We start from the raw sequence: 26,619 nt of genomic DNA on the forward strand, positions 1-26,619 counted from the left end.
ATGTCCGCCAAGCTCACCCTCCTCCTCGTCGCACTCCTGCTCGTGCTGCTGCCCTGGGCCCTCTGGCGCATCGCGGCGGTCCGCGCGGTGGCGCCGCTCGCGGTGGTGCAGATCCTGGCCGGCATCGCGCTCGGCCCCTCGCTCCTCGGGCGGCTGGCGCCGGAGCTGCATGCGGCGCTGTTCACGCCCACGGCACTCGCGGCGGTGAACGGATTGTCGGCGATCGGCGTGCTGCTCTTCGTCTTCGTCTCCGGCATGCATCTCGACATCGGCGCGCTGCGGCGCGATGGCCGCGGGCTGCCGGCGCTCGCCCTCGGCTCCTTCGCGCTGCCGCTCGCCCTCGGCGCCGGGCTCGGGGTCTGGGTCGCGGCCGCGGTGCCGGGTGCGCTCGGCCCGCGCGGCGGGCTGCCGGTCTTCGTGCTGGGTTTCGCGATCTGCATCGCGGTCACCGCGCTGCCGGTGCTGGCGGCGATCCTGAAGGAGCTCGGGCTGATCGGCACCCGCCTGGGTCAGACCGCGCTCGCCGTCGCGGCACTGAACGATGCCGCGCTCTGGGTGGTGCTGGCGGTGCTGCTGGCGCTGGTCGCCGAAAGCGGGTTCGGCGTCGGCGCCACCCTGGCGCTGACGGCGGGCTGGGCAGCGCTGATGCTCGGCGCGGTGCGGCCGCTGCTGGCACTGATGGCCCGCGGACCGGGCGGGGAAGCGCGCATGCTGACGCTCGGTGCCGCCACGGCGCTGGCGGCGGCGGCCAGCGCGGAGGCGATCGGCCTCGACTTCATCCTGGGCGGCTTCGTCGCCGGCGCCATCATGCCGCCCGGGGCCCGCGCCGCGCTGATCGCGAAGATCGAGCCGGTGACCGTCACCGTGCTGCTGCCCTTCTTCTTCATGGCGAGCGGCCTCGCGACCGCGATCGATCCTGCCTCCGGCGCTTTCCTGTCGGTGATGCTGCTGGCGACGGCGGCGACCATCCTCGGCAAGGTGGCGGGCATCGCCCTGCCGGCGCGCCGCGCCGGCGAAAGCTGGGCCTTCGCGCTCGCCCTCGGCGTCATGATGCAGACCAAAGGGCTGATGGAGGTCGTGGTGCTGACGGTGCTGCACCAAGCCGGACTGATCGGCGGCACGGTCTTCTCCGCCCTGATCGCCATGGCGGTGATCTGCACGGTGATTCCGGGGGCCCTAACCCGGGCGCTGGCGCGGCGGGCGGTTCAGAGCCTGCCGGCGAAGAGCGGCGCATCGGCCGCGAGCTGATCCAGCCGTTCGACGAAGGGGCGGGACTGGCGGCCGTCCAGCAACCCGGTCAGCCGCGGCGCCGCCACGTCCCGGTTGCAGCGCAGAAACAGCCGCGCCAGCAGCCCTCGATCGCTGTGCCCGGCCCCGGCCCGCGCCGTGTCCACGTCATAAGGGTGGCAATAGGACCAAAGCCCCTGGGCGTCCCGGTTCTGTTCCGAGAACTGCCGCAACCGCCAGGGCGGCAGGTAGCGGAGATACATCCCGCCCAGGAAAGGCAGCCCGAGCGGCCCGAGCCGTCCCAGCGGCACCGGGATCTCCAGCAGGCCGGAGGCGAAGCGGAAGGGCCGCCGCGGCGCCCCCGGCCAGCCATGCATCGGGTTCCAGGCCGGCACCACGGAAGAGGAGTAGCGGAACCCGGCTTCCGTCAGCACCGCCGCCGCCCAGGCGCTGCGCCGGGTCAGCGAGAACATCGGCGCCCGGAAGCCCAGGACCGGCCGGCCCGAGAGATCCTCCAGCAGCCGCTTGGCCTCGGTCAGTTCGGCGAGCAGCGTGGCCGGGGAGCCGTGTTCCAGCGCCCGATGGTACAGCCCGTGGCAGGCCACCTCATGCCCCCGCGCCGCGATCTCCTGGACGAGGTCGGGGCGCCGGGCCGCGAGCACGCCCAGGATGAAGAATGTGCCGTGCCCGCCGCCGGCCTCGAGCAGGTCCATCAGCCGGCGGGTCATGATGACGCAATCGCGATCATCCGCCGGATTCTCGGGCTCGACATCCACGGTGAAGGTCAGCTCGGCCGGCAGCTCGGCGAACAGGCGCGCGGCGCCGGTGGCTGCCCTTGTTTGGCCACTTGGCGCTTGATATCCTTGGTATCCAGTGGAGGCGGTCATGCGTTTTCCGCTTTCGGATCGGGCCGCATCTCTGGGTTGGCGTCGTTCGTTGCTCGTTCGTGAGATGGAGCCCCTCGGCTGCTCCATCAAACGGGCTCCGGATGACGCGACGCGGGCGGCTTGGCAAGCGGCGTGACCGGGAATGGTGCCGGCGGACAGGAGAACGTCCTTGAGTGCGAGCCTTGCCCTGGAAGCCGAGATGGCCAGGCTGATCGTTGAATCCCTCCATCTCGACGTGGATGCCGACGGCATCGACCCGGACGCCCCCCTGTTCGGGGAGGGGCTCGGCCTCGATTCGATCGACGCGCTGGAGATCGCGCTGGCCATCTCCAGGCGCTACGGCTTCCAGCTCCGTTCCGATGACGAACGCAATCACCGCATCTTCGCGAGCCTCCGGGCGTTGTCCGGCCATGTCGAGAAGAACCGGACGCGGTGAGAGCCCGATGCCCAGCCAGACCATCTCCGCCCCTTTCCCATACGGGCTCTGAGGCATGGCATCGCCGCTGATCGCGCGGCTCTGGTTGACCGTGCCGCTGGCCGGGGCCGGCATCGCATTGCGCGTCGCGGGGCAGGTCCATTGGGCCGCTGCGGCCGAGATCGCGCTGGTCAGCGCCGCCATTTTCCCCTCCCGCCGCCTGCCGGTGCTGGCCGCGGTCGCCGCTGTTACCGCCGGGCTGGCGCTCGCGCTGATGCGGCCGGGGGCGCCGGAGCTGGTCTTCAGCGCCTTGCCGCTGGTCGCCGACCTGTTGCTCGGCCTGCATTTCGGCGCCACCCTCGGCCCCGGGCGGGAAGCGCTGATCCATCGCTACATCCGCGCCGAGCAGGGCCGGGTGCCGCCCGAATGCGTCCGCTACGCCTGGCGGCTGACCGCGCTTTGGACCCTGGCTTTCGTCGGCTTCGGCCTGGTGCAGGCGCTGGCCCTGGTCGGGATCGGCCTGACCCCGCTTCAGGGCCTGTGGCTGCAGGCAGCGCTGATGCCGACCCTGTTCCTCGGCGAGCATCTGGTGCGGGCACGGCTCTTCCCGGCGCTGCCGGCATCTCCCGTCAGCACCATCCGCAGCATCCTCAGGGCATCCCATGCCGGCTGACCACCTGAAGCTGACCGAACGCGCGCCGGAGGAGGTGCTGTATCGCCGCGGGCCGGAGGCGATCACCGTCGCCGGCTTCCTGGCCGATGTCATGGCGACCGCGGCACTGCTGCCGGCCCGCGGCCCGGTCGCGAACCTCTGCACCGATCGCTACCTGGCCCTGGTCGGCTTCGCGGCCGCGCTGGTCGCGGGCCATACGACGCTCCTGTCCGCCGACCGTTCCCCGCGGCGGCTGCGCGAGCTGGCGGAAAGCCACGCCGCGACCATCGCGCTGGCCGAAGCGGCGGAGCCGGGCTGGGCGCTGCCGGTCCTGACGCCCCGCCGGGCGGGTGCCGTCTTCAGGGGCGCGGTTCCCGCCTTCCCGGCCGACATGATCGCCGCCATCGCCTTCACCTCCGGCAGCACCGGGGAACCGACCCCGCATGTGAAGCCCTGGGGGTCCCTGGTGCGGCATGCCCGGACCGCCGCCACGCGCTTCGGGCTGCGGCACGGGGACGGCGCCCCCGCGACCCTGGTCGCGACGGTGCCGCCGCAGCACATGTACGGCTTCGAGACCACCATGATGGTGCCGCTGGTCAGCGCCGCGGCGGGCTTCTCGGGCCCGAACTTCTACCCCTCCGACATCGCCGACGGGCTGGCGCAGGCGCCGGGCCGGCGCATCCTGATCACGACGCCTTTGCAGATGCGCGCCCAGCTCGAAGCCGCGGCGCCGCTGCCGCCGATCGATGCCGTGATCTCGGCCACCGCCCCGCTCGGGGTCGGGATCGCCGCCCAGGCGGAGCGCGCCTGGAACACCCGGGTGCTGGAGATCTACGGCGCCACCGAGGCGGGTTCGCTGGCCTCCCGCCGGACGCTGGATGGTGATGCCTGGCTGCCCTATCCCGAGATCCGCTTCGCGATCGAGGGCCGCTGCGCCATCGTCGATGTGCCGGGCCTGCCGCACCGCGTGCCGCTGGCCGATGAGCTGGAGCCACTCACCGGCACCGCCTTCCGCCTGCTCGGCCGGCGGACCGACATCGTGAAGCTGGCGGGCAAGCGCGCATCGCTCGCCGGGCTCAACCGGATCCTGACCGGGATCGAGGGTGTGCGCGACGGCGTCTTCCTGCCGCCCGAGGACCTGGACCGCAATCCGGCCGCCCGGCTCTGCGCCTTCGTCGTGGCGCCGGGCCGGTCCGCCGAGCAAATCATCGCGGCGCTGCGCGAGCGGGTGGAGAGCGTCTTCCTGCCGCGCCCGGTGCTCATGGTGCCCTCCCTACCGCGCGATGCGCTCGGCAAGCTCTCGCAGCGCGCGCTGGGCGCGCTCCGCGGGCAGAGCCCGTGACCGCCTCCGGCGCCGAAGCCGGCTTCACGGTCCCATCGGCGCATCCCAGCCTGCCCGGCCATTTCCCGGGGCATCCGCTGGTGCCGGCGGTGGTGCTGATCGACCTGGCGACCGAGGCGGCCCGGCATGCCTTCGCGCTCGGCCCATTGATCGCGATCACGCGCGGCAAGTTCCAGGCGCCGGTGCGGCCGGGGGAGGCGGTGGTGCTCCGCTTCACCCGCCGCGGCGACGCCACGGTCGGCATCGCGGGGCTGCGCGGCGGCACCCCCGCCTTTTCGATTGACGCCGAATTCGCACCAGGCGCGCCTGTGTGACCTGGACCACCCAACGCCAGCGCGGCAGTGCCGGCCCGCTGCGGCTGATGGCGGCGGTGGCGCTCGGCCTCGGCTGGCGCGCCGCGCATGTGCTGCTCCATCCCGTGACGCTGGTCTATCTGCTGTCCTCCCCGTCGCGGATGCGCCGGGCGTCGCGCCGCTACCTGGCGCGCGCGCTCGGGCGGCCGGCGCATTGGGGCGATCTCTGGCGGCTCTATTTCAGCTTCGCCGCGACCTTGCTCGATCGCGCCTTCCTGCTGACCGGCCGCACCGACCGCTATCAGTTCACCATCGAGGGGCTGGAGGCGATGCACGCGCATGCCGCGGCCGGGCGCGGCTGCGTGCTGCTCGGCGCCCATATCGGCAGCTTCGACGCGCTGCGCAGCATCGGCGGCGCCGATGCCTCGGTCGAGATCCGCGTGCTGATGCACCGGCACATGGCGGATGCCGCGCATGCGCTGTTCAACGCCCTCGACCCCTCCCGCGCCGCCAGCATCATCACGCTCGGCGATCCCGCGGCGATGATCGAGGCCAGCGAATGCCTGGAGCGCGGCGGCGTCATCGGCATCCTCGGCGACCGTGCGCCGCGTGGGGAACGCATGATCGCGGTGCCCTTCCTCGGGCGCGACGCGCCCTTCCCCGGCGGGCCGCTGCAACTGGCGGCGATCCTCGGCGCGCCGGTGCTGCTCTGCTTCGGCCTCTGGCTCGGGCCGCGCCGCTATGCGCTGCGCTTCGAGCCCTTCGCGGAGCGAGTAACCCTCGACCGCGCCAACCGCGATGCAGCGCTCACCGCCTGGCTCACGCGCTATGCCGCGCGGCTCGCCGAGCTGTGTCGCGCGCATCCCTATAACTGGTTCAACTTCTACGACTTCTGGCAGGAAGAGGAGGCAGGCCCGTGATCCGCCGTGCACTGCTGCTGCTGCCCGCCCTGATCGCCGCGCCGGCCCGCGCCGCGACGCTCGAGGAGGTGATGCGCGGCCTCGCCGCGGTGCGCGAGAGCCGCGCGACCTTCACGGAGGAGAAGGCGATCCCCGAGCTCGACCTGCCGCTGCCGGCACGCGGCACGCTCTCCTGGCGGGCGCCGGACCGGCTGGAGAAGCACACGACCGAGCCGGTCGAGGAGCGGCTGACGGTCGAGGGCGACCGCCTGACCATCGAACGCCGCGGCAACAGGCAGGAGCTGAACCTCGACCAGTCACCGGAGATCCGCGCCCTGGTGGAGGCGATCCGCGCGACCCTGGCCGGCGACCTGCCGCGCCTGCGAAGCTTCTATGACACGCGCTTCTCCGATGGGCCCGGCGGCTGGCGGCTGGTGCTGACGCCGCGTTCCCTGCGCCTGTCCGCCGTGGTGCAGAGCATCGAGATGTTGGGCCGGGGGGTGAGCATTCTCTCGATCGAGACGCAGGAGCGCGGCGGCGTCACCCGCATGCTGATCGATCCGCAGCCCTGATGCGCCGGCACTTGCCGCTCCTGTCGATCCTGCTGCTGCTGGCGGCAGGGCTGGTGCTGGCGCTGCGCGCCTTTCCGCTGCGCGGCGACCTCGCGGCGTTCCTGCCGCGCAGCGACAGGGCGGAGGCCGGCTTCCTGCTAGACGAGCTGCGGAGCGGCGCCGCCACCACCCTGCTGCTGGCCGGGTTCGAGGGCGCTGATACGGCCGAGCTCGCGCGCATCTCCCGCGCCGTCGGCGATACGCTCCGCGCCTCCGGCCGCTTCACCCTGGTGGCCAATGGCGCCGGTGCGGTGGGCGATGCGGAGCGGGACCTGCTGTTCGGGCATCGCTACCTGCTGTCCCCGATCATGACGCCGGCGCTGTTTGAGGAAGCGGCGCTGCGCCGGCAGATGGAGGGGCTGCTCGATGGGCTGCGCTCCTCCGCCGCGCCGCTGCTGCGGCAATTCGGCTTCGCCGACCCGACCGGCGCCTTCCTGGCCCTGGCGCGGTCCTGGCTCGGCGAGAGCCGGGTCGGGCTGCGGGACGGGGTGTGGTTCTCGGCCGACGGCCGGCGCGCCCTGCTGATCGCCCGCACCCGCGCCACCGGCCTTGACCCCGACGGCCAGCGCGACGCGGCAGAGACGCTGCGCCGCGCCTTCGCAGAGGCACAGCCGGGCCAGGCTCGGCTGCTGCTGAGCGGGCCCGGCATCTTCGCCGCCGAGGCGGCGGCCGCGATTCGCGGCGATGTGGAGATGATCTCCATCGCCTCGGCGCTGCTGATCGCGGCGCTGCTGCTCTGGCGCTACCGCTCGCTCGCGGTGCTGCCTGTGGTGGCGGTGCCGCTCCTGGCCGGGACACTGGCGGGTTTCCTGGCCGTCGCATTGGCCTTCGGCCAGGTGCAGGGCGCCGCCTTCGGCTTCGGCATGACCATGCTCGGCGTCGCGGTCGATTATCCCATCCTGCTGCTGACCCAGCGCCGGCCGCAGGAGCCGTTGAGCACCACGGCACAGCGCATCTGGCCGACACTGCGGCTGGCCGCGCTGGCGGCGATCATCGGCATGGCGGCGATGCTGGTCGCGGATTTCCCGGGGCTGCGGCAGCTCGGCCTTTTCGCGGCTGCCGGGCTGCTGGCCAGCGCGCTGGTTACCCGCCACCTGCTGCCACGCCTAGCGGGCGGCATCGCCATCACGGCGCGTCCGCTGCCGCCACCGGCGCTGGCAGCACTCGCCGCGCTGCCGCGCGGCCGGCCGGTCGCGCTGGTGCTGGTCGGGCTGGCGGCCCTTGGCCTGATCGCCATCGGCGGCCCACCGCGCGAGACCGACATCGCCGCGCTGAGCCCGGTGCCGGAAGCGTCGCGGAGCCTGGACGCGGCGCTCCGCGCCGAGCTCGGCGCGCCGGATGTGGGCAGCTTCGTCGTGCTGCGGGCGACCGATGCCGAAGCCGCACTCGCGGCCAGCGAGCGTGCTGCGGCGGCACTGCAACCCCTGCTTGAATCCGGCACCCTGACCGGCCTCGACCACCCCGCCCGCTACCTGCCGAGTGCGGCCACGCAACAGGCGCGGCGCGCCATGCTGCCGGAACCGGAGGCACTCTCCGCTCGCGTGGAAGCAGCCCGCCAGGGTTTGCCTTTCCGTGCCGCGGCCTTCGATCCGTTCCTGCGGGACGCGGCGCGGAGCCGCGACCTGGCGCCGCTGACGCTGGCGGAGCTCTCGGCCAGCACAGCGCTTTCGGCACGGATCGCGCCGCTGCTGGCGCCGGCGGGCAGCGTCTGGCGTGCGCTGCTGCTGCCGGCCGGCGTCACCGATCCCGCCGCATTGCGGGCCGCCCTGCCGCCGGAGGCGCTGCTGGTCGAGGTGAAGCCGGAGATGACGCGGCTGCTCGACACCGCCTCCCTCCACGCCGCCTGGGCGGCGGGTCTCGGCGTGCTGCTGGTGCTGGCGCTGCTGGCCATGGGCCTGCGCTCGGTCAGGCGCGCCCTGCGCACCGCCGCACCGATCGGCGGCGCGCTGCTGCTCACCCTCGCGGCCCTGGCGTTGCTGGGGGAACGGCTGAACCTTTTCCACCTCGCAGCGTTGCTCTTGCTGGCGGGCGTCGGCATGGACTATGCGCTGTTCATGGGAAGGTTGCTTTTCCGATCCAATGATGCCGAGGAGGATGCACGCGTGCTGGCGGCGGTGCTGAACTGCATGCTGACCACCCTGCTGACCTTCGGGCTGCTGGCCTTCTGCGCGACGCCGGTGCTGCGCAGCACCGGGCTGACCGTCGCCCTCGGGGTTGTGTTCGCCTTCCTGCTCGCCGCCACATTGGTGCCGCGGCGCCCCTCCAAGACGGCCGCATGACGCCGCTGCGCCTGTCCGCCTTCACGACCGTCAGCGCCCTGGGCGCCGGGACCCGCGCCGCGCGCGACGCGCTGCTGGCGCGGCGCGGCGGGCTGGCGCCCTGTACGCTGCCGGACATGCCCGCCGGCATCTGGACCGGGGAGGCCGCGGGGCTCGACCAAGTGAGGCTGCCGGCGCCGCTCGCCTCCTATGCCTGCCGCAATAACGTCCTGGCCGAGCTCACGCTCCGCCAGGACGGCTTCGCGGAGGCGGTCGCGGAGGCGGCCAGGCGCCATGGCGCGACGCGGGTCGCGGTGATGCTTGGCACCAGCACCTCCGGCATCGAGGAGACGGAGCAGGCCTGGCGCCGGCGCGACGCGGCGGGTGCGCTGCCCGGCGACCTGGACTATCAGCGGACGCACGACCTGCATTCGCTATCGCGCTATGTGCGTGCCCGGCTCGGGCTGCGCGGGCCGGCCTTCTCGCTCTCCACCGCCTGCACCTCGGGCGCGCGCAGCTTCCTGGACGGGGCGGCGCTGATCGAATCCGGCATCGCCGATGCCGTCGTGGTCGGCGGCGCCGATACGCTGTGCCGCCTGACCTTGCACGGCTTCGCCTCGCTGGAGCTGCTGTCGAGCGCGCAATGCCGCCCCTGCAGCGCGGAGCGGGACGGCATCAGCATCGGCGAGGCCGCCGCCTTCATGCTGCTGGAACGCGCAACCCCCGATGATGCCGGGCGGATCGGCCTGCTCGGCGGCGGCGCATCGAGCGACGGGCACCACATGTCCTCCCCGCATCCGGACGGGATCGGTGCGATCGGTGCCATGCGCGCCGCGCTGGAGAGCGCCGGCATCGAGGCCGACGCCATCGACTACATCAACATGCATGGCACCGGCACCCGCGCGAACGACGCCATGGAGGACCGCGCCATCGCGCGGATCTTCGGCGATGCAGTGCCGGCGAGCTCCACCAAGGGCTGGTCCGGCCATACGCTCGGTGCGTCCGGCGCGTTGGAGGCGGTGATCGCCGCGATCTGCGTCGATGCCGGGCTGATCCCCGGCTGCCTTGGCGTCGAAGTGCCCGACCCGTCCTTCGAGAGCCAGATCGCGACGCACAACCTGTCGCAGCGCGTCGATCGCGTGCTGTCGAATTCCTTCGGCTTCGGCGGCAGCAATTGCTGCCTGGTGATCGGCCGCATCCCATGATCCGGCTTTCGGTCCTCGGCGTCGCGGTGCTGGCACCGGGCTTGCCGGGCTGGGCAGCCTCCCGCGCCGTGCTGGCGGGCGCGGCGCCCTGGCAAGACGCGCCGTTGACCCCGCCGCCACCGATGCTGCTGCCGCCGACCGAGCGGCGGCGCACCAGCACCGCCGTGCGGCTGGCGCTCGCGGTGGCGGCGGAGGCGGCGGAGGCGAGCGGCATGCCGCCGGAAGCCCTCGACACGCTTTTCGCCAGCAGCAATGGCGATGGCCAGGTGATCGGGTCGATCCTGGAAGCCTTGCACGAGACCGAAGTCGCCATCTCGCCGACCCAGTTCCACAACAGCGTGCACAACGCAGCCGCCGGCTACTGGGGCATCGCGGTCGGGTCGGCGCGGCCATCGGTCAGCACCGGCGGGCATGACCAGGTCTTCGCAAGCGCCTTGCTGCAGGCGGCCGCGCGGATCGCGACCACCGGCGAGCCGCTGCTGCTCTGCGTCAGCGACGCGCCGCTGCCGCCGCCGCTCCATGCCAAGCGGCCGACCGGCTGCGCCTTCGGCCTGGCACTGGTGCTGGCGCCGGATGGCGCGCCGGGCGCCATGGTGCGGCTCGGCCTCGCCTACCAGCCAGAACCCGCGACGGAGCCACCGCTGCCGGAAGGGCTGGCGGCGCTTCGCGCCGCGAATGCCTCGGCGCGCGGGCTGCCATTGCTTGCCGCACTGGCCGCCATGCAACCGGCCGAACTGCGCTTCGGCATGCTGGAGGATGGCGCCCTGGCGGTAGAGGTGGCGCCATGCTGACGGTGCTGCCCGCGACCCGTGTCGCCATCGCGGCGCTGATCCCGCATCAGGGTGCGATGTGCCTGCTGGACTGCGTGGAACGGCTGGATGCCGACAGCATCCTCTGCGCCAGCGCCAGCCATCGCGACGCTGCCAATCCGCTGCGCCGCGACGGCCTGCTGCCGGCGGTCGCCGGCATCGAATACGCGGCGCAGGCGATGGCGCTGCACGGCGCGCTCAGCGACGGTGAGGCACAGCCGATCGGCTTTCTCTCCGCACTGCGCGGGCTCCGCCTCTCGGTCGAACGGCTCGATGACATCGCCGGCCCGCTGGCCGTCGCTGCGACGGTCGAAGCGCGGGAGCGCCGCGGCATGATCTACGGCTTCAGCGTCTCCAGCGACGGGCGAGCGCTGCTGGAAGGCCAGGCGGTGGTGGTGCTGCCGGAGCGCGGGCCATGAAGCGCGCTTTGGTCACCGGCGGGTCGAGCCCGATTGGCGCCGCTATCTGCCGCGCGCTCGCGGCCGAGGGGCTGCATGTGATCGTGCATGCCCATGCCTCCGCCGCACGCGCCGAAGCACTGGCGGCCGCCCTGCGGGCGGATGGCGCCTCCGCCGAGGCGGTCGCCTTCGACATCACCGACCACGCCGCCAGCACGGCGGCGGTCGAGGCGCTCTGCGAGCCCTCCCCCATCCAGGTCCTGGTCCACAATGCCGGCGCGCATGACGACGTGCCGATGGCCGGCATGAGCGAGGCGCAGTGGCGGAGCGCCATCGCTGTGTCGCTGGACGGCTTCTTCAACGCTGCGCGCCCGCTGCTGCTGCCGATGATGGGCACGCGCTGGGGGCGGATCGTCGCCATGTCGTCGCTCTCAGGCGTCATCGGCAATCGCGGCCAGGCGAATTACGCCGCGGCCAAGGCCGGGCTGATCGGCGCCGTGAAGTCGCTGAGCCAGGAGGTCGCGGCCCGCGGCATCACCGCCAACGCCGTCGCCCCCGGCATCATCGAAAGCCCGGCGACCGCGGCGATACCGGCCGAGCGCATCCGCGCCCTGGTCCCGGCCCGCCGCGCCGGCCGGCCGGAGGAAGTGGCCGACCTGGTCGCCTTCCTCTGCTCCGACCGCGCCGCCTACATCACCGGGCAGTGCATCTCGATCAATGGCGGGGTTGCCTGAGGGAGCGGACGAGCCCGACCGGGTCCATGCCCCGCGCCAGCAGCCGTCCCGCCACCATCAGCACGATGCGGGTGATGTCGGCGACCGGTCGGAAATGGCTGTGCCGCTGCATCGCGCCATAGAGCGCCGGGATATCGATCGCGGCCACGCCGAAGCCGCGCCGCGCCGCATCGATCAGGATCGCACTTTCGAAGGAGAAGCGCAGGTCGGCGCCGTCATAGCGCGCGAGCTCCGCGAGCGCGCCCGCCGGATAGGCGCGGAAGCCGCTTTGGGAATCCGCGATGAACTGTCCTGCCGCCCAGGAGACCCAGAAATCCGCGACCCGGTTGGCGCGCCGGCGCGCCGCCGGCGCATTCGCCTGATCCGCCCGGCGCGATCCGATGACGATGGCCTGAGGATGGGCCCGTGCGGCGGCGGCAAGCTGCGGCAGATCCTCGGCCCGATGCTGGCCATCCGCGTCCATGGTCAGCACCCAGGACGCGCCCTCCGCCAGCATGGTCCGCATGCCCGCGCGAAGCGCGGCACCCTTGCCGGCATTCCCCTCCAGGCGCAGCACCCGCGCGCCCGCCGCTTCGGCGGCAGCCCCGGTGCCATCGGTCGACCCATCATCGACGACCAGCAGCGGAACGCCGGGCATCGCCGCCCGGACGGCGCTGACGATGCCAGCGATGGTCGCCGCCTCTTGGTAGGCCGGGATCACGATCGCGAAGGCGGCGCTGGGCACCGGGCCGGCGGCGGGATCGTCGGTCATCGGGTTCGTGGCGCTCGTCATGCGGTTCGGCGGGACGGGCGATCCTATACAGGGGCCGCGCCGTCACGCCAAAGGCCGGGCCCGTGGTGGTGCCCCGGATGCGGGTTCATGCGGCAGGAGGCCTGACGGGATCGACTTTTGACCCAAGCCTCCCCGCTTGACGGCAGCCACGGTATGGTCAGCCGCCTGATCCGCGCCTTCTGGAACGTCGGGAAGCAATGAACATGACCAACCCCTATCATCCCGATCGCGGCGACTATCCGCGCGACATGGTCGGCTATGGACGCAGCCCCCCGGACCCGCGCTGGCCGGGGGCCGCTACCCTCGCCCTGCAGATCGTCGTCAACTATGAGGAGGGCGGCGAGAACTCCATCCTGCACGGTGATGCCGGCAGCGAGTATTTCCTGACCGAGCACATCACAACGGCGGCGGCCGGACGACGCCACCCGACGACGGAAAGCCTGTGGGAGTTCGGCAGCCGCGTCGGCTTCTGGCGGCTCTGGCGCGAACTGACCCACCGGCGGCTTCCGGTCACCTGCTATGGCGTCACCATGGCGCTCGGTCGGAATCCGGAAGCGGTCGCCGCCATGAACGAAGCCGGCTGGGAGATCGCGACCCATGGCCTGCGCTGGAACGTGGCACCGCCGGAAGCAATGGCCGCCGAGCGCGCGCAGATCGAGGAGACGCTGGCCTTGCACGCCAACATCTGCGGCAGCCCGGCGCTCGGCTGGTACAATCGCTCCAGCGCGCAGACCTATCGCATTCTCAGCGAGCTCGGCGGGTTGCTCTATTTCGCCGACAACTACGCGGATGAGCTGCCCTTCTGGGCGGATGTCAACGGTCGGCCGGAGCTGTTCGTGCCCTATACGCTCGATGCCAACGACATGCGTTTCGCGACGAGCAACGGCTTCGCGGAGAGCGAGCAATTCTTCATCTATCTGCGCGATACCTTCGACACGCTCTATCGCGAAGGGCTGGAAGGTCAGCCGCGGATGATGAGCGTCGGCTTGCACGGCCGCCTCTCGGGGCGGCCGGGACGCACGGTCGGGCTGCTCCGCTTCCTGGATCATGTCGCGAAGCATGACCGGGTCTGGACCGCGACCCGCGCCGACATCGCCCGGCACTGGCGCCTGCATCACCCGCCGGGACCACTCAAGACCGTCTGGTAAGCGCCGTCCCGCGGCGGAAGGCTCGATCCGACCGTATCAGGTCTTCCGCACGTCCCAGAAGAATGGCACGGGCGCGCTGATGATGCCCTCCACATTGCGGCGGTAAGCGGTCGGCTGCTTCATCTGGCCGAGCGGGACGAAAGGCACCGTCTCGAAAGCGCGCCGCTGGATCTCGGCCGCGATCGTGCGCTGCTCGGCCTGATCGGTCGCGTCGAGGAAGCGTGTGCGCAGCTCCTCGAGCTTCTCGTCGGTGGGCCAACCAGCCCAGGCGGCGGTGCCATGGGCGCGCAGCGGCAGGTGGATGACAGGGCTTGCCACATCCGGCCCGACCCAGGAGGTGTGGAAGATGTTCCAGCCGCCCCGGTCGGACGGATTGCGGTTGGACCGGCGGGCCAGCACGCTGCTCCAATCCGTCGCCACCAGCTCGACCCGCATCCCGAGCCGCCGCAGCAGATCGGCGGTGACGATGCTCATCGCATTGGTGGTCGGGAGATCGGTCGGGCTGATGATGACGACGTTCTCGCCGGCATAGCCGGCCTCCCGCAGCATCCGGTTCGCCTCCTCAAGCCGGCCGGGCATGGCCTGCGCCCCCTGGTCGCTGCCGAGCGGCGTATCGCAGGCGAAGAAGCTGCGGCATTCGGCGGCATAGCTGGGATTGCCGACTGCCGCTTCGAGGTAGTCGCGCTGGTTCACAGCAGCCTGCACCGCGCGACGAATGCGGACATTGTCAAAGGGCGGATGGAGATGATTGAGGCGCATCATCATGAGCGAACCGATCGGGTCGGTCAGTTCGATGCGGATGTCGCGATTGCGCGACAGCACGGCCAGCAGATCGAAGGCTGGCTGCTCCCACCAATCGACCTCCCCGGTCTGCAGCGCCGCCGCGGCGGTCGCTGCATCGGGGATGATGCGCCACTCCACGCGGTCCAGCAGCACGCGCTTGCCCCCCGACGCGCCGCGCGTCGGCTCGGTGCGCGGGACATAGCCCGCGAAGCGCTCGAACACGGCGAGGCTGCCGGGCACCCATTGGTCGCGCAGGAAGCGGAATGGGCCGCTGCCGATGGTTTCCGTGTTCGGCACCATCGGGTCACTCTGCGCCACGCGCTCCGGCACGATGAACAGCGCCTGGGTGGAGAGCTTGCCGAGCGCATCGAGCATCAGCGGGAAGGGCCGCTTGAGGCGGATCTCGAAGTCGCGGTCGCTGGTGGCGCGGATCTCGTCCACCGCCAGCATGAGCGTCTGGCCCATGGTGTCGCGCGCGCCCCAGCGGCGGATCGAGGCGGCGCAGTCGGCGCCACGCACCGGCTGGTCGTCATGGAACTTCAGGCCTTCGCGCAGGCGGAACCGCCAGATGCGGCCATCGCCCGTGACCTCGTGGCCTTCGACCATTTGCGGCTGGACGCGGAAATCCGGATCCACGGCGAACAGCGTGTCGTAGACCATGAAGCCGTAGTTGCGGACGATGTAGCCCGAGGTCGCCACCGGATCCACGGCGGCGAGATTGCTGTGCGGGATGAAGCGCAGGGTGTTGCGGGCGGCGCCCTGGGCAAGGGCGGGTGCTGCCAGCGGACTGGCGGCCAGGACAGCGGCGGCGGTGATGGCGGAGCGACGGGACAGGCGCATCTGGGCGGCCTCCGGAACGCCGGAGGACTGTGTCCCATCACATGGAAGTTTGTCCATGTATAATGAACCCGGCTGCCACGGCCCCGCCTCGCAGGACCGCCGACGATCCGGGCGCGCTCCCGGCAGGAGCGGCTCCCGCTACTGCCAGAGCCAGCTCATCATCAGCCCGCCCTGGTTCCAGAGCCGGTTCAGGCCGCGTTCCAGCCCGAGGCCCCGGGCCCCGGCATGCGTCTCGTACAGCGTCCCGTAGTCGCCGACCTGGCGGACGATCTGGAAGGCCCAGTCGTCGCGCAGCCCGAGGCCCGCGCCGACATTCTCGCTGAGGCCCAGGAAGCGTCGGATTTCCGGATCGGCGGTGCTCGCGCGCGTCGCCACCACATTCTCCCGCGTCAGGCCGAATTCCTCGGCCTGGATCAGCGCGAAGATGCTCCAGCGCACCAGCACCGCCCATTCCGCATCGCCATTGCGCACCAGCGCGCCCTGCGGCTCCTTCGAGATCAGCTCGGGCAGCAGGATGAAGGCATCGGGATCGGGCGCCGAGAGGCGGTTGGCGCTCAGGCTGATCATGTCGTTGCTGATCGCATCGCAGCGGCCCGCGATGAAGGCGGCGACGACATTCGCCTGGGTGTCATAGGCGATGGTGGTGAGGCGGATACGGGCGCGCTGTGCGAAATCGGCCAGGTTGCGCTCGACGATGCTGCCCTGGGTGGAGCAGACGGTGGCGCCGTCGAGCTCCGATGCATGGCCGACGTTCAGGCTCCGCCGCACCAAAAAACCCTGGCCGGTGTAGAAATAGGGCGCCACCTGGCTGAGGCCCATGGTCGCGTCGCGCGCGAGCGTCAGGGCGGTGACATAGACCAGCAGGTCGACCTCCCCGCTCTGCAATGCCGTGAAGCGGCTCTGCGCCGTCACCGGCACGAAACGCACCTTCTCCGCATCGCCAAGTGCTGCCGCGGCGACGGCGCGGCAGATATCGGCGTGCAGCCCGACCCAGCGCCCCCGCGAGTCCGGGCGCGCCATGCCCGCGACCGCGGTCGGGACGCCGCAACGCACGACGCCGTTCTGGCGCACCGCATCGAGGGTCTGCCCGGCCAGGGCCGGGATGGCGGCGAGGGCCAGCAGCCCCGCAACCAAGCCCGCAAGGAGCCGTGCGTGCATCAGCCGGTCACCCCATCGGCGCGCAGCAGCTCCGCGCGGTTCTCCGCGAAATCCGCGACGGCAGCGACGAAGCGATCGAGATCGGCGTCTGCCACCGGCAGGCTGAGCGCCACCATGCCGCGCCGCGCCAGGTAGATGCCGGCCTCCAGCATGTCGAAGAAGAACAATTCACGGAGCTGCTCCTCGCCCGGCGTCGGGACATAGGGCCTGTCCGGGGCGGGGATGCGGAACTGCGCCGTCAGCATGGAGCCGATGCCGGTGAAGGAGAGCGGCACGCCGGCCGCCGCGCCCACCGCATTGAGCCGCGCCCGCAGCGCCTCGCCCCGCTGATACAAGGCTTCCGCGACCTCGGCGGTGAAGATCTCGCCCATCGCGACGCCGCCGGCGGCCATCGAGAGCACGTTGTTGTTGAAGGTGCCGGCATGCGGCAGCTTGCCCCCGAACAGCGCCATGATGTCGGCGCGGCCGCCGAAGGCGCCGAAGCTCATGCCGCCGGCGATGTACTTGCCGAGGGTCGTCATATCCGGCGTGATGCCGAGCCGCGCCTGCACGCCGCCCGCGGAATGCCGGCTGGTCATCACCTCGTCGAAGATCAGCACCGCGCCGGTCTCGTCCGCGAGCGCACGCAGCGTCGCGAGGAAATCCGGCCGCGCCGGGATGCAGCCGCCGGAGCCCTGCATCGGCTCCACCAGGATCACCGCCAGATCCGCGGCATTGGCCCGCGCGACCGCGGCCGCGCTGTCATTGTCGTTGTAATCAGCCATGACGAAGGGCAACGGCAGCGTGGCGAGGCTGGCGCCGGTGATCGGGAAGGTCAGCACCCCGCCATGATAGCCGCCGCGGAAGGCCATGATCTTGGCGCGGCCGGTGAAGGCGCGCGCCGCGGTCAGCGCCATCAGGTTGGCTTCGGTGCCGCTGTTGGTGAAGCGCACGCGCTCGATCGACGGGAAGCGCCCGCAGATCAGCCGCGCCAGCTTCTCCTCCCCCGGGCCGACCGAAGCGAAGTTGATGCCCCGCCTGAGCACGGCATGCAGCGCGTCATGGATGCGCGGCTCGGAATGGCCGAACAACCCGGCAGTGTATTCGCCGCAGAGATCGAGATAGGCGTGGTCGTCGAGATCCCAGAGCCGGCAATCCTCGCCGCGCACCATGGCGGCAGGGAAGGGCTCATAGGCGATGACGGTGCGCGTGTTGCCGCCGGCCAGCACCTCCAGCGCGCCGGCATGCAGCGCGGCACTGCGCGGCCGGCGGGCAGCGTATTGCGCCCGCGCCGCCTCCACCGCTTCGGGCAGGTCGAGGCTGTTGCGGCGGAGCTCCGGGGCGGCGCTCATGAGTGCACCCCGGCGGCAGGGCGATCTGTTGAGACGGGCATGGCCAGATGCTCCTTCTGTTGGGACGTCGCCGATAACGGAGACCAGGTGCGACACAGAGCTTAGATCTCACCTGCGACCGTATCGTGATCACGATATCCAATCAATATGAATCACAATTCTGTCCCACCTTCCGGAACACCGTGCACCCCCGCGGGCCAGGGCCGCCCAGCAGGTGCTCAGCCTCCCAGAGCCCGCGCCTGCGGCCGCTTGAGAGCGGCAAGCCGGTCCTTCGGCGCGTCATCATCCGCGAAGCGCATGGCGCCTTGGATGAAGAGACTGGCGTCGGTGATTTCCTGCCGGAGCGCCGCGGAGGCGGCCGCGATCTGGCCGCCGCGGAGTGCCAGCAGGATTTCGCCATGGGCGTGGCGCATGCCGCCGGCCGCCAGCGCGGCCCAGCGCAGTTCCCAGAAGATCGGGCCGCGCCGCAGCCACAGCGTCTCGATCAGGTTGAGCAGGAGAGGTGCCTGCGCGGCACGGTAGATCGTGAACAGGAAGTCCCGGTCCAGGCGCCGCACGGCATCACTGTCGCCCCGCGCGCGCGCCTCATCATGCCCCGCCACGATCGCCGCCAGGCCGTGCAGGGCCGCGCCATCGAGGTGCGGAGCAGCAAGGCGGAGGGCCAGCGGCTCCAGCTCGGCGCGGATGGCGCTAAGCTCGATGAAGGCGGGCCGGGTGAGCCGCGGTACGACGGCGGTCCCGGTGGGCAGAAGATCCAGCGCCTGCTCCGCGGCCAGGCGGCGCAAGGCGGTGCGCGCAGGCATGCTGCTCATGCCCAGCGCATCGGCCACCCGGCGGATGGAAAGCCGATCGCCCGGCAGGAAGGCGCCACCACCCAAGGCCTCCCGCAGACGGCGATAGGCGAGTTCCTCCAGAGCCAGCCCCTCTTCCGCATTTTTCGGCTGGACGGTCAGTGGCATTTCGTGATCACATTTTTATGGCGATCGATATTTCGCATAAGCTTCTCACGTCATCTGAATTCGGACCCAAGTTAGCACCACGGCGGCGCGCGGCATTCGCTTTCTCGAGGAGGCCTGATCGATGCATCGCCGACGGTTCATCGCGACCGGAGCCGGCCTCATGATGGCCATCGCCGCGCCGCCGGCCCTCGCGCAGCGGCGGGACCAACGGGTCCTGCGCTTCGTCCCGCAGGCCAATCTGACGGCACTGGACCCGATCTGGACCACGGCATCCATCACCCAGACCCATGGCTATACGGTCTTCGACACGCTCTACGGCATTGACGATGCCGGCCGCGTCCAGCCGCAGATGGCCGAGGGGCACAGCGTCTCCGACGATGGCCGCGTCTGGACGATCCGGCTGCGCGACGGGCTGCGCTGGCATGATGGAGAACCGGTGCTGGCGCGCGACTGCGCCGCCAGCCTGGAGCGTTGGGCCAAGCGCGACGTCTTCGGCGGATCCCTGGCCACGCGGGTGGAGAGCTGGGGTGCGGCGGACGACCGTACGATCCGCATCGGGCTGCGCTCGCCCTTTCCGATGCTGTTGAGCGCCATCGCCAAGACGGCGGCCGTCTCCGCCTTCATGATGCCGGAGCGCCTTGCCCGGACCGACCCATTCCGGCAGGTGACGGAGATGGTCGGCTCCGGCCCCTACCGCTTCGTCGCTGACGAATACAATTCCGGCTCGCGCGTGGTGTACCGGAAGTTCGACGGCTACCTGCCGCGGCAGGAGCCGGCGCAGAACACCGCCGGCGGCAAGATCGCGCATTTCGAGCGCATCGAATGGGCCGTGATGCCCGACAGCGGCACCGCCTCCGCCGCGCTGCAGGCCGGCGAAGTCGATTGGTGGGATCAGGTGAACCCCGACCTGACGCCGCTGCTGCGGCGCAGCCGCAATGTCACGGTCGCGGTCAACGACCCCGCCGGCTACATCGGCACGCTGCGCTTCAATAGCCTGCATGCGCCCTTCAACAACGCGGGCATCCGGCGTGCGCTTCTCTACGCGGTGAACCAGGACGACTACCTGCGCGCCATCACCGGCAATGACCCCGAGATCTTCTCGGAATGCCATTCCATGTGGCCCTGCGGCACGCCCTATGGGCGGGAGACCCGGCCCGCAGAGCTGCGTGGGCCGCCCGATCTGAGCCGCGCCAAGGCGATGCTGCGCGACGCCGGATATCGCGGCGAGAAGGTGGTGATCCTCAACCCGAGCGACCTGCCGAGCATCGGCCCCTTCGGCCAGGTGACCCATGACCTGCTGCGCCGGCTTGAGATGAATGTGGAGCTGGTGGAGACGGATTGGGGCTCCGTGGTGCAGCGCCGCGCCAGCCGCGAGCCCGTCGAGCGGGGCGGCTGGAGCATCTTCCATACTTGGTGGCCGAGCCCCAGCATCCTCAACCCCGCGATCAGCCCGATCCTGCGTGGCCAGGGAACGGGTGGCTGGTTCGGCTGGTACGAGAATCCAAGGGTGGAGGCGCTGGCGGAAGAGTGGCTCACCACCGCCGATGAGGCGCGCCAGGCGCAGCTTGCGGAGGAGATCCAGCAGGAGAGCTTCCGTGAGGCACCGGTGGTGCCGCTCGGCCGCTACTTCATCCGCACGGCCTATCGCACGGGCCTGACCGGCTTCCTCAAGACCGCCTCAAGCTATCCCTGGAATCTGCGCTGGGCCTGAGCCCTGAGAAGGAGGACCGATGACACGCCTGACGCGAGACGAGATGCGAGGGAAGGCCCAGACCGTCCTGGGATTGATCGACCCGGCCGAGCTTGGCCCCACCCTCATGCATGAGCATCTCATCTGGGACATCACGGCCCCGGCCAAGCGCGATCCCGCTGCGACCGGCGGGCCCGAGCCAAGCCAGTACTGGTCGCTATTGAACAGCCATGTCAGCGATATCCGCAACACCAGCCAGCGCGACCGCGCCATGGCGGCCCGCGCGACCGCCGAGATGGTGGCAGCCGGCGGCAAGACCATCGTGGAGCTGACGATCGGCGGCCTGGTTCCCGATCCTGAAGGGCTGGCGCAGGTTGCGCGCGAGACCGGCGCGCATGTCGTCATGGGCTGCGGGCACTACGTCCACGACTACCAGGATCCCGCGAATGCCAACCGCACGGTCGACAGCTTCGCCCGGGAGATGATCGATCAGGTGCAGCAGGGCGCCTGGGGCACCGGCGTGCGCGCCGGGATCGTCGGCGAGATCGGCTGCCAATGGCCATGGACCGATCTGGAGAAGCGCGTGCTCGCGGGCGCCGTCATCGCGCAGCAGGAGACGGGTGCCGCGCTGACGATTCATCCCGCGCGCCACGAGGACCATCCCTGGATGCTGGTGGAATTTCTGCGCGCGCATGGCGCGGACATGACCCGCACCATCATCGATCACATCGACCGCACGATCTTCGACGACGACCGGCTGTTCCGTCTGGCCGATGCCGGCGTGATCCTGGAATGGGACCTCTTCGGGCAGGAGAACACCTATTACGCCCATTCCGATATCGACATGCCCAATGACGGCATGCGGCTTCGCACCATTCGCCGGGTGATCGGACGCGGCCATCTCGAGCAGATCGTCATCAGCCACGACATCTGCCACACGATCCAGTTCAGCGAATTCGGCGGGCACGGCTACGCCCATATCCAGAAGACGGTCCTGCCGCATATGCGCAAGCGCGGCTATACCGAGGCCGAGATCGACGCGATCATGGTGGGCAATCCGCGCCGCCTGCTGACCTTCATCTGATATCCATCGATCGATCACGCTCGAGGGTCACTCCGCCGGCCCGTGCACCGCGCCGTGCGGCCCCTCGTCATGCGCCGGGGTCGAGGAGCGCCGCCCCAGCAGCCGGCTCAGCCGGTCCAGGTAGAGGTAGACCACCGGCGTCGTGTAGAGCGTCAGCACCTGGCTCACCAGCAGCCCGCCGACCATGGCAAGGCCCAACGGCCGGCGGATCTCCGATCCTGTCCCGTGACCGAGCATCAGCGGCAGGCCGCCGAGCAAGGCCGCCATCGTCGTCATCAGGATCGGCCGGAAGCGCAGCAGGCAGGCTTCCCGGATCGCCTCGGCGGGCCGTTTGCCCTGGCTGCGCTCCGCCTGCACGGCGAAGTCCACCAGCATGATGCCGTTCTTCTTGACGATGCCGATCAGCAGGATGACGCCGATCAGCGCCACGATCGTGAAGTCGACGCCGGCCAGCCGCAGCATCAGCAGCGCGCCGAGGCTGGCCGATGGCAGGGTGGAGAGGATCGTGAGCGGGTGGACGAAGCTCTCATAGAGCATGCCGAGGATGAGGTAGATCACGATGACCGCCGCCGCGACCAGATAGGGTTCGCTGGCGAGCGAGGCCTGGAAGGCCTGCGCGCTGCCCTGGAAGGCCCCGGTGAGCGCGCCGGGCACGCCGAGCTCCCGCTGCGCCGCCTGCACCGCGGCGACGGCATCACCGAGCGCCACACCCGGTGCCAGGTTGAAGCTGATGGTCACCGAAGGGAACTGGCCCTGATGCGCCACGGACAGCGTGGTCACCGGCGCCGTCGTCCAATGCGCGAAGGCCGAGAGCGCCACCGGCTGGCCGGTCAGCGGGGAGCGGATGCGGATCTGGTCGAGCATGGCCGGGCTGCTCTGCACCTCCGGCAGCACTTCCAGGATCACGTGATAGGCGTTCACCTGGGTGAAGTACTGCGCCACCTGGCGCTGGCCGAAGGCATCGTAAAGCGTGTCGTCGATGAGCTGCGCCGGGATGCCGTAGCGGGCGGCTTCGTCCCGGTCGATCGCGATCGTCAGCGTCGTGCTGCCGGCCTGGCGATCGGTCGCGACGTCGCGGAGCTGCGGCAACTGGGCCAGCCGTGCATGGATGCGGGGCGCCCAGGCATCGAGCTCCGCGAAGTTCGCATCCTGCAGGGTGTACTGATATTGGGTCGAGCTCGGGCGGCCGCCGATATTGATGTCCTGGGCCGCCTGCAGCAGCGTCACCGTGCCTTGCAGTTGCGCGAGCTGCGGCCGCAGCCGGTTGATGATCTGGTCGGCCGAGGTTTGGCGCTGGTCATGCGGCTTCAGCGTCACGAACATGCGCGCCTGGTTCAATGTCAGGCCGCCCGATGCGCCGACCGAGACGCCGACCCCGGCGATATCGGGGTCGCGCAGCATCACCTCGGATGCCGCACGGGTCCGCCGCGCCATCTCGTCATAGGACGTCTCCGGCGCGGTCTGCACGGTACCGATCAGCAGGCCGATATCCTGCTGCGGGAAGAAGCCCTTGGGGATGGTGACAAACAACCAGCCGGTCGCCGCCAGCGTCGCCAGGAAGACCAGGAAGGTCACGCGATGGAAGCGGAGCGCGAGGTCGAGGCTGCGGCGGTAGCCGGCGAGCAGGGCATCGAAGCCACGCTCGACCACGCGGTAGAACCGGCCGTGCTGCGCATGGTGCGCCGGCTTCACCAGGCGCGCGGCCATCATCGGCGTGAGCGTCAGCGAGACAAAGGCGGAGACCACGATGGTGGCGCTGATCGTGATGGCGAATTCGCGGAACAGCCGGCCGACCAGGCCCGACATCAGGAACAGCGGGATGAACACCGCGATCAGCGACAGGCTGATCGAGATGATGGTGAAGCCGATCTCTGCCGAGCCTTCCATCGCCGCCTGCATCGGCGGCTTGCCGTCCTCCATGTGCCGGACGATGTTCTCCAGCATCACGATGGCGTCGTCGACCACGAAGCCGACGGCGATCGACAGCCCCATCAGCGACAGGTTGTCGAGACTGTAGCCCAGCATGTACATCACGCCGAGGGTCGCCATCAGCGACAGCGGCACCGTCACCGCCGGGATCACCGTCGCCCAGAAGCTGCGCAGGAACAGGAAGATCACGCCGACCACCAGTCCGATGGTCAGGACCAGGGTGAACTGCACATCATCGACCGAGGCGCGGATGGTCTGGGTGCGGTCCTGCAGCACGGAGACCTGGATGCCCGGCGGCAGCGCTTCCCTGAGGCGCGGCAGCTCCCGCATGATCGCATCGACCGTGTCGATCACGTTGGCGCCGGGCTGCTTGAAGATCGCCAGCAGGATGGCCGGCTTCCCGTTCGCCCAGGCATGCAGCATCAGGTTCTCGGGCGCATCCACCGCCACCCCGATGTCGCGCACCCGAACCGGCGCGCCTTCGTGGTAGGCGACCACGGCGTCGTTCCACTGCGCCGCCTCGGTAAGCTGGTCATTGGCATAGACGGTGAAGCTGCGGAGCGCGCCTTCGATCTGGCCCTTCGGACCGTCGGTCGACAGCGCCACGATGCTGCTGCGCAGATCCTCGAGCGAGAGGCCGAGGGCGGCGACGCGCGCCGGGTCGATCTGGACCCGGATCGCGGGCTTCTGCTGCCCGTTGATCGAGACCTGGGCCACGCCGTTGAGCTGGCTCAGGTGCTGCGCCAGGATGTTCTCGGCCTGGTCGTCGACCTCGGTCAGCGGCAGCACGTCGGAGCGCACCGCCAGCAGCATGATCGGCGCATCGGCCGGGTTGATCTTGCGGTAGCTCGGTGGTGCCGGCAGCGTGCGCGGCAACTGCCCGCCGGCGGCGTTGATCGCGGTCTGGATGTCCTGCGCCGCGGCATCGATGTTGCGCGAGAGATCGAACTGCACGGTGATCGAGCTGACATTCTGCGTGCTGCTCGAGGTCATCAGGGTGACGCCGGGGATCTGCGCGAATTGCCGCTCGAGCGGCGCCGTCACCGTCGCGGCCATGGTCTCCGGGCTCGCGCCGGGCAACTGCGTCGTGACCTGGATGGTGGGGAAATCCACCTGCGGCAGGGGGGCGACCGGCAGCAGCGGATAGGCGACCACGCCGACCAGCAGCAGCGCCATCATCAGCAGCGTCGTCGCGACCGGCCGCCGGATGAAGCCGGAGGAGAGGCTCATCGGTCAGCGCCCCTGGTCCTGGCCGGCCACCGGAGCGGCGGAGGCGACGCTCGGCTCCTGCACCTCGATCCGGGCCCCCGGCGCCAGCCGGTACTGGCCCGCCGCCACCACCTGCGCGCCCAGCTCCAACCCGTCATCGATGACGGCCATCCGGTTCGCATAGCGCCGCACCCGGACCGGCTGCATCGCCACTGTCTGGTCCGGCCGGACCACATAGACGAAACTGCCGTCGGGACCGCGCTGGATCGCGGAGGACGGCACCGTCCGTACGCCTTGTTCGATCCGCACCTGCAGTCGCGCATCGACATACTGCCCGGGCCACAGCGCGTTGTCCGCATTGGGGAACACCGCCTTCAGCCGCACCGAGCCGGTCGCCTGGTCGATGCGGTTATCGACCAGCGCGAGTTCGCCCTCGGCCAGGACCGCACCCGACTGCCCATCCAGCGCCGTGACCGCCAGCGAGCCCGCCGCCATCGCGCGCCGGATCTCGGGCAGGCGCGCCGCCGGCAGGGAGAAGATCACCGCGATCGGCTGCACCTGGGTGATGACGACCAGGCCACCGGTGTCGGTGGCGTGCACGATGTTGCCCTGGTCGAGCAGGCGGATGCCGGTGACGCCATCGATCGGCGAGGTGATGGTCGCGTAGCCGAGCTGGGTGCGGGCATTGTCGATCTGTGCCTGGTCGCCCGCGATCGCCGCCTGGAACTGCTCCACCAGGGAATGCTGGGTATCCCGCTGCTGGCGGCTGACGGCATCGCCGCTGGCGAGCTGCATGTAGCGCTGCAGGTCGCGCTGCGCATTGGCGAGTTGGGCCTCGTCCTGCGCCTTCCTGGCGACAGCCTGATCGAGCGCCGCCTGATAGGGGCGGGGATCGATGCGGGCCAGCACGTCGCCGGCATGGACCACCTGGCCTTCGGTGAACAGCACCTGCTGCAGCTCGCCATCGACGCGCGCCCGCACGGTCACGGTGTTGTAGGCCTGCACGGTGCCGAGCCCGTCCAGCAGCATGGGGACATCCGCCGCCCCTACCGTCGCGATCTGCACGGGCACCGCCGCCGGCGGCTGCGGCCCGCGTTGCGCCTCCGCGGGTTCGCGGATGTCGAGCCCGAGCAGAACGACGGCCGCGAGGATCGCGGCGGCCGCCGATCCGAACACCAGGCGGCGACGGAAGGGCTTCCGGGCTGGATCGGTCATGCTGCTGTCTCCCGGTCGAATGCCCGTCGGTGGAGGCGATCCCGTATGGTCGGGTGCGCAGGCCCGGGAGGTGGTACTGGATGGTCGCTTCTCCTCCGAGTTACCAATAATCACCGGCGCGGCAATGAAGCGGCTTGAATGGTCATCCTGTCATGCGGGCGCAAGGCGTGGCTCTCGCGACATCGCACCTCGGCCCGGCGCCACATAACCTGCGACGCCGCGCGGATGCTGAGGGTGGATAGTTTGCGAGGCCTCTGCCGTAGGTGGTTCAATACCGCCGAAGATGAGAAATTCTCAATCTTCCGGCTATATTCACCTCAACGGATGCGCGCCAGCATCGCCCGGTTCCGCGTCGCCACGGCATAGGCCTCCCCCACCCGATACCAGTGCAGGAAGAAGGCCTCCCGCAGCAGGTCGAGCAGATGGAGGCGCGCGGCATCTTCCGCGCCGCACGGCAACAGCACGAGGCCGAGCCCCTGTGCCATGCGCAGGCTGCGCGCCAGGTGCAGGCGGCTGGTGACCAGCAGGTCGGGCCGGGCACCGGAGGTGAAATGGGCGCGGAAGGCGCGCAGATTCTCGAGCGTATGGCGGGAGCCGTCCTCGATGACGATGCGCGGCGGCGCGACGCCCAGGGCGATCAGTAGGTCGCGCCCGACCGCCGCTTCGGAGGGCAGCCCGGCGCGCGTCACGCCGCCCAGCACCACCAGCACCAGCCCCGGATCCGCCGCCGCCAGCCGCGCCGCGCGCGTGAGCCGGGCGCGGTAGACGGCG

24 protein-coding genes are annotated in these 26,619 nt (G+C 70.7%); 15 read left to right on the forward strand and 9 right to left on the reverse strand.

Features of this window, described 5'->3' with window-relative positions:
• Positions 1-1,248 (forward strand): cation:proton antiporter domain-containing protein, encoded by a 1,248-nt coding sequence (locus tag GXW71_RS13580; protein WP_211853057.1) that lies wholly within the window; start codon positions 1-3, stop codon positions 1,246-1,248.
• Here the strand turns inward: GXW71_RS13580 and GXW71_RS13585 are convergent.
• On the reverse strand, positions 1,206-2,114 hold the full coding sequence (locus GXW71_RS13585) for a polysaccharide deacetylase family protein (protein ID WP_211853058.1): 909 nt from the start codon (positions 2,112-2,114) through the stop codon (positions 1,206-1,208). The two genes, GXW71_RS13580 and GXW71_RS13585, sit on opposite strands and share 43 nt — an antisense overlap.
• Positions 2,115-2,283: 169 nt before the next feature.
• Between GXW71_RS13585 and GXW71_RS13590 the strand changes: the two genes are divergently transcribed.
• The 11 genes from GXW71_RS13590 to fabG are packed head-to-tail and all read left to right on the forward strand — an operon-like array spanning position 2,284 to position 11,730.
• Positions 2,284-2,550, forward strand: a complete 267-nt coding sequence (locus tag GXW71_RS13590; RefSeq protein WP_246526539.1) for a phosphopantetheine-binding protein — start codon at positions 2,284-2,286, stop codon at positions 2,548-2,550.
• Between the two features lie 55 nt (positions 2,551-2,605).
• Complete coding sequence (locus tag GXW71_RS13595) at positions 2,606-3,202, forward strand: COG4648 family protein (RefSeq protein WP_211853060.1); 597 nt, start codon at positions 2,606-2,608, stop codon at positions 3,200-3,202.
• A complete protein-coding gene (locus tag GXW71_RS13600; protein WP_211853061.1) occupies positions 3,192-4,523 on the forward strand; it encodes an AMP-binding protein in 1,332 nt (443 codons plus the stop codon). Before GXW71_RS13595 ends, GXW71_RS13600 begins: the two co-directional genes overlap by 11 nt.
• Positions 4,520-4,837, forward strand: a complete 318-nt coding sequence (locus GXW71_RS13605; RefSeq protein WP_211853062.1) for a hypothetical protein — start codon at positions 4,520-4,522, stop codon at positions 4,835-4,837. The genes GXW71_RS13600 and GXW71_RS13605 overlap by 4 nt, the downstream gene beginning before the upstream one ends.
• Complete coding sequence (locus GXW71_RS13610) at positions 4,834-5,736, forward strand: LpxL/LpxP family acyltransferase (protein ID WP_211853063.1); 903 nt, start codon at positions 4,834-4,836, stop codon at positions 5,734-5,736. Before GXW71_RS13605 ends, GXW71_RS13610 begins: the two co-directional genes overlap by 4 nt.
• A complete protein-coding gene (locus GXW71_RS13615; protein ID WP_211853064.1) occupies positions 5,733-6,287 on the forward strand; it encodes a LolA-related protein in 555 nt (184 codons plus the stop codon). The genes GXW71_RS13610 and GXW71_RS13615 overlap by 4 nt, the downstream gene beginning before the upstream one ends.
• An 11-nt stretch (positions 6,288-6,298) precedes the next feature.
• On the forward strand, positions 6,299-8,605 hold the full coding sequence (locus GXW71_RS13620) for an MMPL family transporter (protein WP_211853065.1): 2,307 nt from the start codon (positions 6,299-6,301) through the stop codon (positions 8,603-8,605).
• Entirely contained in the window at positions 8,602-9,789 is a 1,188-nt protein-coding gene (locus tag GXW71_RS13625) for a beta-ketoacyl-[acyl-carrier-protein] synthase family protein (protein WP_211853066.1), read from the forward strand. The genes GXW71_RS13620 and GXW71_RS13625 overlap by 4 nt, the downstream gene beginning before the upstream one ends.
• Complete coding sequence (locus GXW71_RS13630; protein ID WP_211853067.1) at positions 9,786-10,580, forward strand: beta-ketoacyl synthase chain length factor; 795 nt, start codon at positions 9,786-9,788, stop codon at positions 10,578-10,580. Before GXW71_RS13625 ends, GXW71_RS13630 begins: the two co-directional genes overlap by 4 nt.
• Positions 10,574-11,017, forward strand: coding sequence for a phosphotransferase (locus GXW71_RS13635; protein WP_211853068.1), 444 nt, complete (start codon positions 10,574-10,576; stop codon positions 11,015-11,017). The genes GXW71_RS13630 and GXW71_RS13635 overlap by 7 nt, the downstream gene beginning before the upstream one ends.
• Complete coding sequence (gene fabG / locus GXW71_RS13640) at positions 11,014-11,730, forward strand: 3-oxoacyl-ACP reductase FabG (RefSeq protein ID WP_211853069.1); 717 nt, start codon at positions 11,014-11,016, stop codon at positions 11,728-11,730. Before GXW71_RS13635 ends, fabG begins: the two co-directional genes overlap by 4 nt.
• Here the strand turns inward: fabG and GXW71_RS13645 are convergent.
• Complete coding sequence (locus tag GXW71_RS13645) at positions 11,711-12,502, reverse strand: glycosyltransferase family 2 protein (RefSeq protein WP_211853070.1); 792 nt, start codon at positions 12,500-12,502, stop codon at positions 11,711-11,713. The genes fabG and GXW71_RS13645 overlap by 20 nt on opposite strands.
• A gap of 203 nt (positions 12,503-12,705) precedes the next feature.
• On the opposite strand from GXW71_RS13645, the gene puuE reads away from it, so the two are divergent.
• Positions 12,706-13,650: an allantoinase PuuE gene (gene puuE / locus GXW71_RS13650; protein WP_211853071.1), complete on the forward strand. Its 945-nt coding sequence runs from the start codon at positions 12,706-12,708 to the stop codon at positions 13,648-13,650.
• A 36-nt stretch (positions 13,651-13,686) separates the two neighbouring features.
• On the opposite strand, the gene GXW71_RS13655 is transcribed toward puuE, so the two are convergent.
• The 4 genes from GXW71_RS13655 to GXW71_RS13670 all read right to left on the reverse strand — a co-directional run bounded on the left by GXW71_RS13655 (position 13,687) and on the right by GXW71_RS13670 (position 18,721).
• On the reverse strand, positions 13,687-15,273 hold the full coding sequence (locus tag GXW71_RS13655) for an ABC transporter substrate-binding protein (RefSeq protein ID WP_211853072.1): 1,587 nt from the start codon (positions 15,271-15,273) through the stop codon (positions 13,687-13,689).
• Between the two features lie 138 nt (positions 15,274-15,411).
• Complete coding sequence (locus tag GXW71_RS13660; protein WP_211853073.1) at positions 15,412-16,431, reverse strand: amino acid ABC transporter substrate-binding protein; 1,020 nt, start codon at positions 16,429-16,431, stop codon at positions 15,412-15,414.
• Positions 16,431-17,762, reverse strand: coding sequence for an aspartate aminotransferase family protein (locus GXW71_RS13665; protein WP_211853074.1), 1,332 nt, complete (start codon positions 17,760-17,762; stop codon positions 16,431-16,433). The genes GXW71_RS13660 and GXW71_RS13665 overlap by 1 nt, the downstream gene beginning before the upstream one ends.
• A gap of 218 nt (positions 17,763-17,980) precedes the next feature.
• Positions 17,981-18,721 (reverse strand): GntR family transcriptional regulator, encoded by a 741-nt coding sequence (locus GXW71_RS13670; RefSeq protein WP_211853075.1) that lies wholly within the window; start codon positions 18,719-18,721, stop codon positions 17,981-17,983.
• 121 nt (positions 18,722-18,842) lie between these two features.
• On the opposite strand from GXW71_RS13670, the gene GXW71_RS13675 reads away from it, so the two are divergent.
• Both GXW71_RS13675 and GXW71_RS13680 read left to right on the forward strand, forming a co-directional pair.
• On the forward strand, positions 18,843-20,432 hold the full coding sequence (locus tag GXW71_RS13675; protein WP_211853076.1) for an ABC transporter substrate-binding protein: 1,590 nt from the start codon (positions 18,843-18,845) through the stop codon (positions 20,430-20,432).
• Positions 20,433-20,451: 19 nt separating this feature from the next.
• Positions 20,452-21,495 (forward strand): phosphotriesterase family protein, encoded by a 1,044-nt coding sequence (locus GXW71_RS13680; RefSeq protein WP_211853077.1) that lies wholly within the window; start codon positions 20,452-20,454, stop codon positions 21,493-21,495.
• Positions 21,496-21,522: 27 nt separating this feature from the next.
• Here GXW71_RS13680 and GXW71_RS13685 read toward each other — a convergent pair whose 3' ends face one another.
• From GXW71_RS13685 to GXW71_RS13695, 3 genes are all read right to left on the reverse strand, one after another.
• Positions 21,523-24,654 carry an efflux RND transporter permease subunit gene (locus GXW71_RS13685; RefSeq protein WP_211853078.1) on the reverse strand — a complete coding sequence of 1,044 codons (3,132 nt, stop codon included), beginning with the start codon at positions 24,652-24,654 and terminating at the stop codon, positions 21,523-21,525.
• Between the two features lie 3 nt (positions 24,655-24,657).
• Positions 24,658-25,848, reverse strand: coding sequence for an efflux RND transporter periplasmic adaptor subunit (locus tag GXW71_RS13690; protein ID WP_211853079.1), 1,191 nt, complete (start codon positions 25,846-25,848; stop codon positions 24,658-24,660).
• Between the two features lie 317 nt (positions 25,849-26,165).
• The coding region (locus GXW71_RS13695) for a YdcF family protein (RefSeq protein WP_211853080.1) at positions 26,166-26,619 on the reverse strand (454 nt) is incomplete at its 5' end.

Source organism: Plastoroseomonas hellenica, assembly GCF_018129085.1.
GTDB classification, from domain to species: Bacteria; Pseudomonadota; Alphaproteobacteria; order Acetobacterales; family Acetobacteraceae; genus Plastoroseomonas; species Plastoroseomonas hellenica.

Bases quoted from the DNA above. Each gene is read 5' to 3' on its own strand.
- GXW71_RS13580 (WP_211853057.1), top strand. From the start codon at position 1: ATGTCCGCCAAGCTCACCCTCCTCCTCGTCGCACTCCTGCTCGTGCTG.
- GXW71_RS13585 (WP_211853058.1), bottom strand. From the start codon at position 2,114: ATGACCGCCTCCACTGGATACCAAGGATATCAAGCGCCAAGTGGCCAA.
- GXW71_RS13595 (WP_211853060.1), top strand. From the start codon at position 2,606: ATGGCATCGCCGCTGATCGCGCGGCTCTGGTTGACCGTGCCGCTGGCC.
- GXW71_RS13600 (WP_211853061.1), top strand. From the start codon at position 3,192: ATGCCGGCTGACCACCTGAAGCTGACCGAACGCGCGCCGGAGGAGGTG.
- GXW71_RS13625 (WP_211853066.1), top strand. From the start codon at position 8,602: ATGACGCCGCTGCGCCTGTCCGCCTTCACGACCGTCAGCGCCCTGGGC.
- GXW71_RS13630 (WP_211853067.1), top strand. From the start codon at position 9,786: ATGATCCGGCTTTCGGTCCTCGGCGTCGCGGTGCTGGCACCGGGCTTG.
- GXW71_RS13635 (WP_211853068.1), top strand. From the start codon at position 10,574: ATGCTGACGGTGCTGCCCGCGACCCGTGTCGCCATCGCGGCGCTGATC.
- fabG (WP_211853069.1), top strand. From the start codon at position 11,014: ATGAAGCGCGCTTTGGTCACCGGCGGGTCGAGCCCGATTGGCGCCGCT.
- GXW71_RS13645 (WP_211853070.1), bottom strand. From the start codon at position 12,502: ATGACGAGCGCCACGAACCCGATGACCGACGATCCCGCCGCCGGCCCG.
- puuE (WP_211853071.1), top strand. From the start codon at position 12,706: ATGACCAACCCCTATCATCCCGATCGCGGCGACTATCCGCGCGACATG.
- GXW71_RS13655 (WP_211853072.1), bottom strand. From the start codon at position 15,273: ATGCGCCTGTCCCGTCGCTCCGCCATCACCGCCGCCGCTGTCCTGGCC.
- GXW71_RS13660 (WP_211853073.1), bottom strand. From the start codon at position 16,431: ATGCACGCACGGCTCCTTGCGGGCTTGGTTGCGGGGCTGCTGGCCCTC.
- GXW71_RS13665 (WP_211853074.1), bottom strand. From the start codon at position 17,762: ATGAGCGCCGCCCCGGAGCTCCGCCGCAACAGCCTCGACCTGCCCGAA.
- GXW71_RS13670 (WP_211853075.1), bottom strand. From the start codon at position 18,721: ATGCCACTGACCGTCCAGCCGAAAAATGCGGAAGAGGGGCTGGCTCTG.
- GXW71_RS13675 (WP_211853076.1), top strand. From the start codon at position 18,843: ATGCATCGCCGACGGTTCATCGCGACCGGAGCCGGCCTCATGATGGCC.
- GXW71_RS13680 (WP_211853077.1), top strand. From the start codon at position 20,452: ATGACACGCCTGACGCGAGACGAGATGCGAGGGAAGGCCCAGACCGTC.
- GXW71_RS13685 (WP_211853078.1), bottom strand. From the start codon at position 24,654: ATGAGCCTCTCCTCCGGCTTCATCCGGCGGCCGGTCGCGACGACGCTG.
- GXW71_RS13690 (WP_211853079.1), bottom strand. From the start codon at position 25,848: ATGACCGATCCAGCCCGGAAGCCCTTCCGTCGCCGCCTGGTGTTCGGA.